This is a genomic window from Pseudomonas sp. TMP9, assembly GCF_037943105.1.
GTDB lineage: Bacteria > Pseudomonadota > Gammaproteobacteria > Pseudomonadales > Pseudomonadaceae > Aquipseudomonas.
Genome location: NZ_CP149803.1, coordinates 2805227 through 2818896, shown reverse-complemented (window position 1 = coordinate 2818896; position 13670 = coordinate 2805227). Strand labels below are relative to the sequence as shown.

General features: G+C 60.0%; 14 protein-coding genes. 8 read left to right on the top strand and 6 right to left on the bottom strand.

The window, feature by feature from the left end; translation table 11 throughout:
• Positions 1-12: 12 nt before the first annotated feature.
• The 3 genes from WF513_RS13435 (at position 13) to WF513_RS13425 (ending at position 3618) form a co-directional block, all read left to right on the top strand.
• On the top strand, positions 13-1017 hold the full coding sequence (locus tag WF513_RS13435; protein WP_339079884.1) for an ArsJ-associated glyceraldehyde-3-phosphate dehydrogenase: 1005 nt from the start codon (positions 13-15) through the stop codon (positions 1015-1017).
• A gap of 159 nt (positions 1018-1176) precedes the next feature.
• The gene (arsJ, locus tag WF513_RS13430; protein ID WP_339079883.1) at positions 1177-2397 is read left to right on the top strand and encodes an organoarsenical effux MFS transporter ArsJ; all 1221 of its coding nucleotides are present in this window, start codon (positions 1177-1179) and stop codon (positions 2395-2397) included.
• 318 nt (positions 2398-2715) lie between these two features.
• Positions 2716-3618, top strand: coding sequence for a DMT family transporter (locus WF513_RS13425; RefSeq protein WP_339079882.1), 903 nt, complete (start codon positions 2716-2718; stop codon positions 3616-3618).
• Positions 3619-3752: 134 nt separating this feature from the next.
• Here WF513_RS13425 and WF513_RS13420 read toward each other — a convergent pair whose 3' ends face one another.
• Positions 3753-6116 (bottom strand): DNA polymerase II, encoded by a 2364-nt coding sequence (locus WF513_RS13420; RefSeq protein ID WP_339079881.1) that lies wholly within the window; start codon positions 6114-6116, stop codon positions 3753-3755.
• 271 nt (positions 6117-6387) lie between these two features.
• Here WF513_RS13420 and WF513_RS13415 point away from each other — a divergent pair, with 271 nt between their 5' ends.
• Together WF513_RS13415 and WF513_RS13410 are read left to right on the top strand one after the other, a co-directional pair.
• Entirely contained in the window at positions 6388-8385 is a 1998-nt protein-coding gene (locus WF513_RS13415; protein WP_339083581.1) for a U32 family peptidase, read from the top strand.
• Between the two features lie 89 nt (positions 8386-8474).
• The gene (locus tag WF513_RS13410; protein WP_339079880.1) at positions 8475-9188 is read left to right on the top strand and encodes a transporter substrate-binding domain-containing protein; all 714 of its coding nucleotides are present in this window, start codon (positions 8475-8477) and stop codon (positions 9186-9188) included.
• A 28-nt stretch (positions 9189-9216) separates the two neighbouring features.
• Here WF513_RS13410 and WF513_RS13405 read toward each other — a convergent pair whose 3' ends face one another.
• Genes WF513_RS13405 through yaaA form a run of 4 tightly spaced genes read right to left on the bottom strand, consistent with a single transcriptional unit; the run spans position 9217 to position 11716 of the window.
• Complete coding sequence (locus WF513_RS13405; RefSeq protein ID WP_339079879.1) at positions 9217-9594, bottom strand: hypothetical protein; 378 nt, start codon at positions 9592-9594, stop codon at positions 9217-9219.
• Between the two features lie 11 nt (positions 9595-9605).
• Positions 9606-10436 (bottom strand): SDR family oxidoreductase, encoded by an 831-nt coding sequence (locus tag WF513_RS13400; protein WP_339079878.1) that lies wholly within the window; start codon positions 10434-10436, stop codon positions 9606-9608.
• A 32-nt stretch (positions 10437-10468) separates the two neighbouring features.
• Positions 10469-10933, bottom strand: a complete 465-nt coding sequence (locus tag WF513_RS13395) for a multidrug transporter (RefSeq protein WP_339079877.1) — start codon at positions 10931-10933, stop codon at positions 10469-10471.
• A gap of 3 nt (positions 10934-10936) precedes the next feature.
• Positions 10937-11716: a peroxide stress protein YaaA gene (gene yaaA / locus WF513_RS13390; RefSeq protein ID WP_339079876.1), complete on the bottom strand. Its 780-nt coding sequence runs from the start codon at positions 11714-11716 to the stop codon at positions 10937-10939.
• Between the two features lie 292 nt (positions 11717-12008).
• Here yaaA and moaC point away from each other — a divergent pair, with 292 nt between their 5' ends.
• Genes moaC through moaE form a run of 3 tightly spaced genes read left to right on the top strand, consistent with a single transcriptional unit; the run spans position 12009 to position 13222 of the window.
• The gene (gene moaC / locus WF513_RS13385; RefSeq protein ID WP_339079875.1) at positions 12009-12485 is read left to right on the top strand and encodes a cyclic pyranopterin monophosphate synthase MoaC; all 477 of its coding nucleotides are present in this window, start codon (positions 12009-12011) and stop codon (positions 12483-12485) included.
• A complete protein-coding gene (locus WF513_RS13380) occupies positions 12482-12724 on the top strand; it encodes a MoaD/ThiS family protein (RefSeq protein WP_339079874.1) in 243 nt (80 codons plus the stop codon). The genes moaC and WF513_RS13380 overlap by 4 nt, the downstream gene beginning before the upstream one ends.
• 36 nt (positions 12725-12760) lie before the next feature.
• Entirely contained in the window at positions 12761-13222 is a 462-nt protein-coding gene (gene moaE, locus WF513_RS13375) for a molybdopterin synthase catalytic subunit MoaE (protein WP_339079873.1), read from the top strand.
• Here moaE and WF513_RS13370 read toward each other — a convergent pair.
• Entirely contained in the window at positions 13219-13647 is a 429-nt protein-coding gene (locus WF513_RS13370) for a group II truncated hemoglobin (RefSeq protein WP_339079872.1), read from the bottom strand. The genes moaE and WF513_RS13370 overlap by 4 nt on opposite strands.
• Positions 13648-13670: the final 23 nt, after the last annotated feature.

Sequence of the window (13670 nt, the reverse complement as noted above, 5' to 3'; positions counted from 1 at the left end):
AGACCATCACCCATGGCTATTAAAGTAGGTATCAACGGTTTTGGCCGTATCGGCCGTCTGGCATTACGCGCCGCCTGGGGCTGGCCGGAATTCGAGTTTGTGCAGATCAACGATCCGGCCGGCGATGCCGCGACCCATGCGCACTTGCTCAATTTCGACTCGGTGCATGGCCGCTGGCAGCATGAGGCCAGCAGTGCAGGCGAGACCATGTTGATCGACGGTCAGGCGATCAAGGTCACGGCCAATAAGGCCATCGCCGATACCGACTGGTCCGGCTGCGATCTGGTCATCGAAGCCAGCGGCAAGATGAAGACCGTGGCGATGCTGCAGGGCTATCTCGATCAGGGGGTGAAACGTGTGGTGGTCAGTGCGCCGGTGAAAGAGGCCGGGGCGCTGAATATCGTCATGGGCGTTAACCAGCAGCTGTTCGATCCGGCTGTGCACCGCATCGTCACCGCCGCGTCCTGCACCACCAACTGCCTGGCCCCGGTGGTTAAAGTGATCCACGAAAACCTCGGCATCCGCCACGGCTCGATCACCACCATTCACGACCTGACCAACACCCAGAGCATTCTCGATCAGCCTCATAAAGACCTGCGCCGCGCGCGGGCCAGTGGCATGAGCCTGATCCCGACCAGCACCGGTTCGGCCACGGCGATTGCCGAAATATTCCCCGAGCTGCGCGGCAAGCTGAATGGCCACGCCGTGCGCGTACCGCTGGCTAACGCTTCATTGACCGATTGTGTATTTGAAGTGGAGCGGGCGACCACGGTGGAGGAGGTTAACGCCCTGTTCAAGGCGGCCGCCACGGGCCCGTTGGCCGGGATTCTCGGCTATGAGGAGCGCCCGCTGGTGTCCATCGACTACCGCACCGACCCGCGCTCTTCGATCATCGATGCACTGTCGACCCTGGTCATCAACGGCACTCAGGTGAAGTTGTATGCCTGGTACGACAACGAATGGGGCTACGCCAACCGCACGGTGGAGTTGGCGCGGATGGTCGGAGCGGCGGATTGATCTGAAGGGTGGATGGCGCTTTATCCATCCACCATCGCTGTCTGGTGGATGGATAAAGCGCCATCCACCCTACGGTCTGGTTTGTAGGATGGGTCGGGCCGCGTAGGTTGAACACAGCGCTCCCCATCGACTTTTGCCAATCGCCATAAGGTTTCCTCGATGTACGCCTTATCCCGCCTCGCCCCCGACGTGCGCCAATACCTGCTGATCACTGGCAACTATTGGGCCTTTACCCTCACCGACGGCGCGCTGCGCATGCTGGTGGTGCTGCATTTCCATAGCCTCGGTTATTCACCGTTGGCGATCGCCGCGCTGTTTTTGTTCTATGAAATTTTCGGTGTGGTCACCAATCTGCTCGGCGGTTATCTGGGCGCGCGGCTGGGGCTGAATCGCACCATGAATATCGGCCTGGGTCTGCAGGTGGCGGCCTTGCTGATGCTGACGGTGCCAGCGGTCTGGCTGACCATCCCGTGGGTAATGGGCGCGCAGGCACTATCGGGAATCGCCAAAGACCTGAATAAAATGAGCGCGAAAAGCTCGATCAAGCTGCTGGTGCCGAACAGCCAGCAGGGCACTTTGTACAAGTGGGTGGCAATCCTTACCGGTTCAAAGAATGCGCTCAAAGGCGTGGGCTTCTTTATGGGCGGCGCGCTGTTGGCGCTGCTCGGTTTCGGTGGTGCTGTTTTGTTGATGGCCGCCATGTTGGCGTTGATCTGGCTGGCCAGCTTGCTGCTGTTGAAAAAAGACCTGGGCAAGGCCAAGGCCAAGCCAAAGTTTCGCGACATGCTGTCTAAGAGCCGTGCGATCAACCTGCTCTCGGCGGCGCGGCTGTTCCTGTTTGGTGCCCGCGATGTGTGGTTTGTCGTCGCGCTGCCGGTCTATCTGTCCAGCGTATTGGGCTGGGACGTGTGGCAGGTGGGCATCTTTCTCGCGGCCTGGGTGATCGGTTACGGCATCGTGCAGTCCTTCGCTCCTGCCATCACCGGTAAAGCCAGCGGCCAGTTACCGGATGGCCGCGCCGCGTTTATCTGGGCTGCGCTATTGGCCGGGTTGCCAGCGACGATTGCGCTGGGTTTGCACAGTGACTTATCCGCGCAGTGGGTGCTGCTCGGCGGGCTGATGCTGTTTGGCGTGCTGTTCGCTGTGAACTCCTCGCTGCACAGCTACCTGATTGTCAGCTACGCCAAGGAGGACGGCGTATCGCTGGACGTGGGCTTCTATTACATGTCCAACGCCGCCGGCCGGCTGCTCGGCACGCTGCTGTCGGGCTGGGTCTATCAGGCCTATGGCCTGGAGGCTTGTCTGTGGATTTCCTCGGCTTTTGTCCTGCTGGCGGCGCTGATTTCCATTGGTTTGCCACGGCATTCAAGGGATTGTTGACGGGTAGGTTGGGTTGAGGTGCGCAGCGCAGAAGCACCAACGGTGCGTGCCAATCTCTGTTGGGCTTCGCTTCGCACAACGCCAACCTACCCCGGCCATCAACCTGCCTTGCGCGGCGGGTTACGTTGGGCGGCGATTCTTCGTAGGGTGGGTCAGCCGCGCGCGGGATTGCCGAGCCTCAACACCACTCAGCAGGCGGCATAACCCACCATCGGCGCAACATTGTTCGTCAGGCTGGCGGATTAAAAGCGCAAGTTTGTGCAAGAACATCCAGGCTGACCTGGCGCAGACTCCTGAGCATTCAAAGGGAGTCTGTTGATGAACCTGTCGCTCTATCTGTTGACCGTACTGATCTGGGGCACCACCTGGATCGCCCTCAAGATGCAATTAGGTGAAGTGGCGATTGCCGCGTCCATCGCTTATCGCTTTGCCCTGGCCTCGCTGGTGCTGTTTACCATTCTGCTGCTCAGTGGTCGTCTACAAAAAGTCGATAAGCGCGGCCAGTTAATCTGTCTGGTGCAGGGGTTGTGCTTGTTCTGCCTGAATTTCATGTGTTTCTACACTGCCAGTCAGTGGATACCCAGCGGTTTGGTCGCGGTGATTTTCTCCACCGCCACGCTGTGGAACGCAATCAACGCGCGGGTGTTTTTCAAGCAGAAGATCGCTGCCAATGTGCTGGCCGGTGGCGCGCTGGGCCTCGGTGGTCTGGCGTTGTTGTTCTGGCCGGAGTTGGCTGGGCATGAGGCCAGTCATGAAACCCTGCTGGGAATTGGTTTGGCGGTCATCGGCACGCTGCTTTTTTCCGCCGGCAATATGCTTTCCAGCCTGCAGCAGAAAGCCGGGCTCAAACCGCTGACCACCAACGCCTGGGGCATGCTCTATGGCGCGTTGATGCTGGTGACGATTTGTTTGGTCAGCGGTACGCCGTTCGGCTTCGAGTGGAACAGCCGCTACATCGGTAGCTTGCTGTACTTGGCGATCCCCGGCTCGGTGGTCGGCTTTACCGCCTACCTAACCCTGGTCGGGCGCATGGGGCCAGAGCGCGCGGCGTATTGCACCGTGCTGTTCCCGGTGGTGGCGCTGAACATCTCGGTATTTGTTGAAGGCTACCAATGGACGGCCCCGGCGTTGTTCGGCCTGTTTCTGGTGATGCTGGGTAACGTGCTGGTGTTTCGTAAACCCAAGGCCGTGGCGCCGGTGGCTCCAGTCAGCGTGGCGTAAGCTGGGGGCTGGTTGGAGGATAATCTGGGAGGCTCTAGCCGCGATTCAGATGTAGGGTGGATGACGCTCTTTTCATCCACCATGTTGATCACCGTAGGGTGGATGGGTGAAGCGTCATCCACCCTACGGTGCGTTTAAAACAAGCCCAATTGCCCACCAATCAGGGTGGCGAAATCATCGTCGACAAACGGCAGGATGGCATCGGCTACGGGTTGCAGTTGGCGGGTCAGGTAGTGGTCGTAATCGATGGCGGCGTTGCGCGCTTCTAGCGGTTGTGGGCCAGCGGTGGTGATCACGTAGCTGATCCAGCCGCCGCGCTGGTATTGCAGCGGCCGACCGTGCGCTGCGTTGTATTCGTCGGCCAAGCGCGCGGCGCGTACATGGGGCGGCACGTTGCGCTCGTAATCGCTAAGCGTGCGACGCAGGCGTTTGCGATACACCAGCAACTCATCCAGTTCGCCATTCAAGGTGCGCTCAACATAGTCGCGCACATAATCCTGATAAGGCTGGTTGAGGAAGATGCGCTCATACAGCTCGCGCTGAAACTGTTGAGCCAGTGGCGACCAATCGCTGCGCACGGTTTCTAGGCCTTTGTAGACCATCTCGTGGCTACCGCCGGCGCGGCTGACTAAGCCTGCGTAGCGCTTCTTGCTGCCTTCCTCGGCGCCGCGAATGGTCGGCATCAAAAACCGTCGGTAATGGGTTTCGTATTGCAGCTCTAAAGCGCTGCTCAGGCCGTACTCGCTGTGTAGATGTTCAGCCCACCAGGCATTCACTTTAGCCACCAGCGCGCGGCCGATCTGCGCCGCGTCAGTGTCGTCATGCAGGCGTTGTAGCCAGACGAAGGTGGAGTCAGTGTCGCCGTAAATCACCCGATAACCCTCGGCCTCGATCAGCGCGCGGGTGCGGGCCATGATTTCGTGGCCGCGCAGGGTGATGGAGGAGGCCAGCCGCGTGTCGAAAAAGCGGCAGCCGCTGGAGCCGAGCACGCCGTAGAAGGCATTCATGATGATTTTCAGCGCCTGCGACAGCGGCGCGTTGTGCTCACGCTTGGCCGCCTCACGGCTCTGCCACACGCGCTCGACAATCGCCGGCAGGCAATGCTCGCTGCGGGAAAAACGCCCACCGCGAAAGCCCGGTACTGAGTGCGCATCGTCCGGCTGACGCAGGCCTTCGATCAGCCCCACCGGGTCGATCAGAAAGCTACGAATAATCGACGGATACAGGCTCTTGTAGTCGAGCACCAATACCGACTCATACAGCCCCGGCTGCGACTCCATGACAAAACCGCCGGGGCTGGCTTGCGGCGGGTTGTCGCCTAGGTTCGGCGCGACAAAACCACGGCGGTGCATCAGCGGTATATACAGGTGCTCGAAAGCCGCCACCGAGCCGCCGCTGCGGTCAGCGGGGAGGCCGGTGACCGTGGCGCGCTCCAGCAGGAAGTCGAGGATCGCGGTTTTGCCGAAGATGCGCGTCACCAGCTCGCAGTCGCGCAGGTTGTAACGCGCCAGGGCGGGTTTGTCCTCGCGGAACATGCGGTTGATTTCGTCCATGCGCTGGTACGGCGTGGAGATATCCTTACCTTCGCCGAGCAGGGTCTGCGCGACGTTTTCCAGGCTGAACGAGGGGAAGCTCCAGGTCGCTGAGCGAAGCGCCTCGATGCCGTCGATGATCAGCCGGCCCGCCGCGTCAGCGAAGAAGTGCCCGTTCGCGCTGCCGTGTTCGCGCCACTGCATCTCGCTGCCGTCGCGCCCCAAACGCAAGGGGATAGCCAGGCTGCGCGCGTGTCCGTGCAGCACGCGTAAGTCGAACTGCACCACATTCCAGCCGATGATCGCGTCCGGGTCATGTTGCGCCATCCACTGATTGAGGCGTTCGAGGAGCTGTCCACGGCTGGCGCAATATTCAAGCTGAAAGTCCACCTCTGGCGGCTGCTCCGGCGCACGGCCGAGCATATATACGTTGCGCTGGCCGCAGCCTTCGATGGCGATCGAGTACAACTCGCCGAAGGCATTGGTTTCGATATCCAGTGAGGCCAGCTTGAGCGTCGGGCGGTAGTCGCCACAAGGTTTGACTTGCGCATCCAGCAGCAGGCCGTTCGCATCAGCCGTGCCGGCGAACAGCACCGGTGCGGTGATAAAGCGCTCCATCAGGTAGCGCTCCGGCGGGCGCACGTCGGCCTCGTACACCGTTACGCCAGCGCGCCGCAGGCGTTTGTCGAGGTCCATCAACTGGCGATGCTGTTGGCAATACAGGCCCAGCACCGGCCGCTGCTGAAAGTCTTTGAGCGCCAACGGGCGCAGCTCAGCGCCACTTTCGTTGGCCAGCAGTGCTTCGGTCTGGGCGCGCTGCGCAGCCGGAATAAACGCCACCGAGGTTTGCAGCGGCAAGCGCAGCAGGCGCGGGCCATTATCGGTGGCCAGCCAGAACTCCACCTGCGTCCCGGCCGGCGTATCACGCCAGTGGCGGGTGAGGATGAAGCCCTGTTGTAAGTCCACCGTGTGTTTCTCGATTCAGTCTGATCGGACAATGCTAAGCGTTATGCCACTCACTTAAACGTCGGTTGGACGCTATCCGTCCCCTCTCCCTTCCGGGGGAGAGGGTTAGGGAGAGGGGGGCGCATGGAATCCAAGTGAATGGCCTGCCAATTCTACGCGGGCTTTTGTCTGTATGCCTATCCAGTGTTTTGGCCGCTGCCCGACGGCCACATATAAATTCAGCTTTAAGGGTAAAATGCCCGGCCTGATTGATTGCCCCGATGCCCACGCCATGTCCCTGCCCAAGCACCACCTCGAACTGCTCAGCCCTGCGCGCGATACCACTATTGCCAAGGAGGCCATTCTGCATGGCGCCGACGCGGTATACATCGGTGGCCCCGGCTTTGGCGCGCGGCACAACGCCAGCAACAGCGTGGCGGATATTGCTGAGCTGGTGCAGTTTGCCCACCTGTTCCATGCGCGGGTGTTCGTCACCCTCAACACCATCCTGCATGAGGATGAGCTGGAGCCGGCGCGGCAGATGATTTGGCAGCTGTACGAGGCCGGCATTGATGCGCTGATCGTTCAGGACATGGGCGTGATGGAGATGGACCTGCCGCCTATCGAGATCCACGCCAGTACCCAGTGCGACATCCGCACCCTGGAGAAAGCCCGCTTCCTCGATGGCGCTGGCTTCTCGCAGCTGGTGCTGGCTCGCGAGCTGAACCTGGAAGAAATCAGCAACATCTGCAAGAACGTCGATTCGGCGGTCGAGTTCTTTATCCACGGCGCGCTGTGCGTGGCGTTCTCCGGGCAGTGCAACATCTCCCACGCGCAGAACGGCCGTAGCGCCAACCGTGGCGACTGCTCGCAGGCTTGCCGCCTGCCCTACACCCTGAAAGATGATCAGGGCCGCGTAGTGGCGTTTGATAAGCACCTGCTGTCGATGAAGGACAACAACCAGACCGACAACCTGATTTATCTGGTGGATGCCGGCGTGCGCTCGTTCAAGATCGAAGGGCGCTACAAAGACATGAGCTACGTGAAGAACATCACCGCGCATTACCGCCAGGAGCTCGACGCCATTCTCGAACAGCGTCCGCATCTTGCCCGCGCCGCCAGCGGTCGCACCGAGCACTTCTTCAGCCCTGACACCGACAAAACCTTCCACCGTGGCAGCACCGACTACTTCGTCACCGATCGCAAGGTAGACATCGGCGCGTTCGATTCGCCGACCTTTACCGGACTGTCGGTGGGTTATGTCGAGAAAGTCGGCAAGCGTGACCTGATTGCCGTCACCGACACACCGCTGTCCAATGGCGATGGTTTGAACGTGCTGATCAAGCGCGAAGTGGTGGGCTTTCGCAGCAATATCTGCGAGCTGAAAAGCGAGTTTGAGGAAGACGGCGAGAAGCGCTACCGCTACCGCGTCGAGCCCAACGAAATGCCTGAGGCCATGCAGCGCGTTCGGCCGCAGCACCCGCTTAACCGCAACCTCGACCACAACTGGCAACAGGCCCTGCAGAAGACTTCCGCCGAGCGCCGCGTCGCCGTCAGCTGGCAGGTGGCGTTGCAGGGTGATCAGTTGCACCTGAGTGTAATCAGCGAAGAGGGCGTGGTCGCCAGCGTTAGCCTGAATGGGCCGTTCGCCGCCGCCAAGGATGCCCAGCAGTCCCGCGAGCAACTGGCCGACACCTTGAGCAAGCTGGGCACCACGATGTACTACAGCACCGCTGTGCAGATCGACTGTGAGGCCGTGCCATTTATCCCCGGCTCGCAGCTCAAAGCCCTGCGCCGCGAAGCCATTGAAGCGCTGACCCAGGCCCGTGTTGCTGTCCATCCCCGTGGCGGGCGCAAGCCGGTCAGCGTGCCAGCGCCGGTCTACCCCGAGTCGCACCTGACCTTCCTCGCTAACGTCTACAACGACAAGGCTCGCACCTTCTACAAGCGCTATGGCGTGCAGTTGATCGACGCGGCCTACGAGGCCCATGAAGAAGCGGGTGAAGTGCCGGTGATGATCACCAAACACTGCCTGCGCTTCTCCTTCAACCTGTGCCCCAAGCAGGCCAAAGGCGTCACCGGTGTGCGCACCAAAGTATCGGACATGCAGCTAATTCATCAGGACGAAGTGCTAACCTTGAGGTTCGACTGCAAACCCTGCGAGATGCACATCATCGGCAAGATGAAGGGCCATATCCTGCATCAGCCACAGCCGGGCAGTGCCGCCAGCAACAGCGGCGCGGTGGGCTATATCACTCCGCAAGATTTGCTTAAGACCATCAAGCGCTAGACCAAGTTGGGTAGAAATAGAGCGGGCTCTGGCCCGTCTTCTACACTCGCTAGAACGCCCGGCGCTCTCGCCCCTTCGGTGCTTTGATTATGCGTTATGACCACGTCTGGTCCCTCTTGCTGTGTTTGCTGATGCCGGTCGCATCGGCGGATGAGGGCATTCTGCGTCTGACTACCCATGACTTACCGCCCTACAGCTACAGGGACCCCGCGGATGAGCGCTTGCGTGGGATCGCCGTGGAGGTGGTTGTCTGTGTCCTCGACCGAATCGGTACGCCTTACGATATTCAGGTATTGCCGTGGGCGCGCGCCCAAAAGCTGGTGAAGAGCGGCGGAGCTGATGGTTTCTTTGCCGGCTCACGCAATGAAGAGCGTGATGCTTTCGCGGTATCGTCTGCGGTTATTGCTGAGCAGCAGTGGCGCTGGTACTTGTTGACAGGCAATCCGACTGACCCGCTCAGTGCAGGTTTTCGTGAAAACGGGCAAGTGAGCAGTTTTATTGGCGCCAATATGCTCGATTGGTTAGGTGAAAATGGCTATCGAGTAGCGGTTCCGCCTCGCGACACCATAGGCCTGCTCAATATGCTGCGAGCAGGACGCATTGAGGCGATCTTGGCGAACAATCTGGTGATGGATAAGCTAATTAGCGAGCAGGCACTCGAAGGCACACTGCGGAGTGTCTTGCAGCAAAATAAGCCGCTAGGTGTTTATTTTTCGAAGAAGTTTATTGTTGGTAACCCTGGGTTTCTGCAGCGGTTCAACAATGAAGTTGAGCCTTGTCGAGGGTTCAGCGAAGGCACCTGAAGGCTGGCGTTGTGTCAGGCGGCGGCCTTTATTGTTTGCCTTTGAACACCACCACCCATGCCATTAGTGGATAGCAAAAGTAATGCAGCCCAAAGATAAATAACCCCATCGGGCCGGGTTCGTCTTTGAGCCACATCATGCCCAGCAGGGCCAGGTAGAGCAGGGCGAGGATGCCGCCATACACAACGATGAGGCGCCGGCGTTCGCTGGGCAGTGGGCGGCGGCGGTGTTGCAAGTGGAACCACATCAGCATGCCGCCAGCCACCACAGCCGCCACGATAAGGGTGTTCAGTACACCGGGGAGTTTGGCGAAGCTGCGCAGCAGCAGGTTGAGCACCATAACGGCCACCACACCGCCAATGGCCAGGTGGGTGGTGGGTGCGTGGTCGACGCTGGCTTCGTGCATGTGGGCGACTCCTACAAGCTGCGATTAAGGCCGAAGCGTTTTTTCAGCAGGCTTTCCATCAAGCGCTTAGGCACCAGGGCCGCCAGCAGAGGCAGGGCACGGCTGCCGTTGCCTAAGCGGATCAGATTCGGCCGAGATTTACTTTGCACTGCGGCCAGTAGGTTGCGGGCGAAGTGGCTGGCGGGGGTGGGGTTGTCTTGGGAGGCGTTGGCGCGGGCGCGGATGCCTTCGCGGATCGGCCACCAAGGCGAAGCTTCGTCAATCAGCAGCTCGGCTTGTTGGCTGGCGTTGGCGCCGAAGCTCGACGCAATCGCGCCGGGCTGTACTTCCATCACCTCGATGGCGAAGGGCGCCAGCTCCAGGCGCAGTGCATCGCTTAAGGCGTGTACGGCGGCTTTGGAGGCGCAGTAGGCACCGGCGAACGGGGTGACCAGCACGCCGGAGACGCTGCCGATATTCACCACCAGGCCTTTGTTCTGCCGCAGCAGCGGGAACAGCGCGCGGGTGACGCCGACAATCGAGAACACGTTGGTCTCAAACTGTTTGCGCATGGCTTCCACGCCGCCATCGAGCAGCGGGCCCATGGCGCCGTAGCCAGCATTGTTGATCAGCACATCCAGCCCGCTTATTTCACCTTTCAAGCGCTGGGCCAGCTGACCCAGCGCCAGGCCATCGTTGACGTCCAGCGGCACAGCATTAAACCCCGCTGCGCTCAGCGCCGCGAGGTCTTCGGCTTTGCGCGCGGTGGCCCACACCTGATAACCGGCTTGTTGAAAGGCGTCGGCCAACGCGCGGCCAATGCCACTGGAACAGCCGGTGATCAATACGCTGGGTTGGCTCATGCACAGCTCCTTATTGTTGTTTGATAGCTGATTTATTCAGAAAAACTGCCTTGCAGGTGCTCGGCACGAAACTCCAAGGTGCTGGCGCGATAACCGCTGCGCAGCGGCGGCAACGGCAGACAGGTTTGCCATTCGGCGCCGGGCTGCAAATCGCCGGGGCCACTGTAGCGCGGTGTTTCGTAGAGGCGTTCCGCCAGGTTGGTGCTGTCGCCAGGGCGGTAGGCGGCAACCTGCCATTGCAAGGTCATGAGCACGGCGTCACTGGTGTTGTTTAGGTGCAGGGCTAGTGGGCGATTCGCTGGGCACGTGTCGGGGGCGTAGTTTAGGCGCAGCTCAAGGTGGGCCAAGTGGCGTTTCTCACGGCTCTCCTGCCACAGCACGTAGCTGGTGACCAAGCCAAGGCCGATCAGCGCGGCGAGGGAAATGGGCAGCGCCTTGCTCGGGTAACGGATCAGCAGGACCAGCCAGCTCAGTACTAGGATTGCGCCAAATAGCATGCATCAGGCCTCGGGTTGGTCACGTAGGAACACCAGACTATCAGGCTTGGAGTGCTCGGCCGAATAACCATAGCCCAGGTAGTTGAAATCCTTGAGGCCGGCCGGATCGGTCAGGCGCTCCTTGATCACATAACGCGCCATCAAGCCACGGGCTTTTTTGGCGTAGAAACTGATGATCTTGTACTGGCCGTTTTTCAGGTCCTTGAACTCGGTGTCGATGATCCGCGCATTCAGTGCTTTGCGTTTTACCGCGCTGAAGTATTCGTTGGAGGCTAAATTGAGCAGCACCTCATCGCCCTGGGCGGCCAGCGCTTCATTGAGCCAACCACTGATGCGTTCACCCCAGAAGTCATAGAGGTTATGACCCCGCGGGTTGAGCAGTTTTGTGCCCATTTCCAGACGGTATGGCTGCATCAAGTCGAGGGGGCGCAGCAGGCCATACAGGCCGGAGAGCATGCGCAAATACGTCTGGGCAAAGTCGAAATCGGCTTCGCTGAAGTCTTCGGCATTCAGGCCGGTGTACACATCGCCTTTGAACGCCAGCAGCGCTTGTTTGGCATTGGACGGCGTGAAGGGTTGCTCCCAGCTGCCGAAGCGTGCGGCATTGAGGCCGGCGAGTTTGTCTGACAGGTGCATCAGCTCGGCGATTTGCGCCGGGCTGAAATCGCGTAGCTGCTCGATCAGCACCTGGGCATGGTCGAGGTGTTGGGGTTGCGTGAAGCGCGCAGTGGCTGGCGGCGTCTCGTAATCAAGGGTCTTGGCCGGGGAAATCACCATCAACATAAACTGTACTCCTGAAGTCTGCGCCGATTCTAGAAGCTGCCGGCAGTTGAGACTACCTATAAGGATGATTAGCGCAGTTTGCCTTGCGTCACGTGACCTAGGTGCCACCATACGGTCTTGGTCTGCCCAAGCGGCATCTTTCAAGTTGCTAGGGTGGGCGCCTGTACCATTGTCGTGCACTCGCCAAATAAACAGCCCAGGCCACAGCCTTGGCAGGCCCATGCGCTATTCATGGGTGCCGAAAGCTGAACGCGGGGCATACAATCAGCCGATATTTTTTTGGAGTCTGCCCGTGTTAACCCATCTCGATTCGCAAGGTCGCGCCACTATGGTCGACGTCAGTGATAAAGCCTTGACCATCCGTGAGGCCGTGGCTGAAGCGCGGGTGCGCATGCGCCCCGAAACCCTGCAAATGATTGTTCAGGGCGAGCACCCTAAAGGGGACGTGTTTGCCGTGGCGCGCATTGCCGGTATTCAGGCGGCCAAGAAAACCAGCGACCTGATCCCCCTGTGTCACCCCTTGATGCTCACCAGCGTCAAAGTCGAGTTACAGGCCGCCGGGCTGGACTGCGTGCGCATTACCGCGCGTTGCAAATTGTCCGGGCAGACCGGCGTGGAAATGGAAGCCCTGACCGCAGCCAGCGTCGCGGCGCTGACTATTTATGATATGTGCAAGGCCGTTGATCGCGGCATGACCATCGAAGGGGTGCGCCTGCTGGAAAAAGTCGGCGGTAAAAGCGGCCACTTCATCGCAGGAGACTCAGCATGATCGCGGTGCAGTATTTTGCCCGTTACCGCGAGGCTCTAGGGCTTGATGGGGAACAACTTGACGGCACCTTCGCCACCCTTGAGCAGGTGCTCGAGCATTTGCTGGCACGCGGTGGCGCTTGGACGGTGCTGGCTGAACAGAACCTGATGTGCGCGCGCAACCAGGAACTGTGCAGCTTGAATGAGCCTCTAGAAGCCGGCGATGAAGTGGCATTCTTCCCCACGGTCACCGGTGGTTGAGTTGCCTTATCGCCTTTTTCCCTTGGGAGCATTCATATGAACATTCGCGTTCAAACCGACCCGTTTGACCCCGGCCATGAACTCAACGCCCTGCATGCGGCCAATTTAGCCATCGGTGCAGTGGTCAGTTTTGTCGGTTACGTGCGTGATTTCAACGAGGGCCGCGAGGTCGGCGGTATGTTTCTCGAGCACTTTCCCGGCATGACCGAAAAGGCCCTGGCCAAGATTACCGCAGAGGCTCAGCAGCGCTGGCCGTTGCTGGGTATCGAGATTATTCACCGCGTTGGGCGTCTGGAGCCGGGCGAGCCGATTGTGTTTGTCGGCACCAGCAGTGCTCATCGTCAGGCCGCATTTGATGCCTGCAGCTTCGTGATGGATTACCTGAAAACCCGCGCGCCGTTCTGGAAGAAAGAAGACACCGCCCAAGGTCCGCGCTGGGTTGAAGGGCGCGGCTCTGATCAGGCTGCCGCCGCGCGTTGGCAACAGCCGCCCGTCTAGGCGTGCTCGCCATGTCGGCTGTGGCTGGCTTGCACAATGCGCTTGGCTGGCACACGCAGTTGGGCTAGCAGGTATTCGGCAAACGTGGGAGTGAAGGGCTGCAGGGCAATGGCTTGGGCCATGCAGTCGAGCCAGCTCTGGCTCAGTGACTCGTTGATCACCCATTGGGCGTGAAAGGCGGGCAGCGCAATAGGGCCATAACGCTGGCTAAATAGTTTGGGTCCGCCCAGCCAGCCGCTAAAAAAACAGGCCAGTTTATCGCTCACCAATGCCAAATTTTCGCCATGCATCTGCCGCAGTTCTGCTGATTCAGGGCGTTCATCCATCAATCGGTAAAAGTCGCCAGCCAAGCGCTGCAGCCCTTCAATACCGCCGGCCGCCTGATAAGAGGCGTCGCCTACGCCGTAAGTTGCGTGTTGTTGCATACGCGGTACTCCTCGCTAAAGCC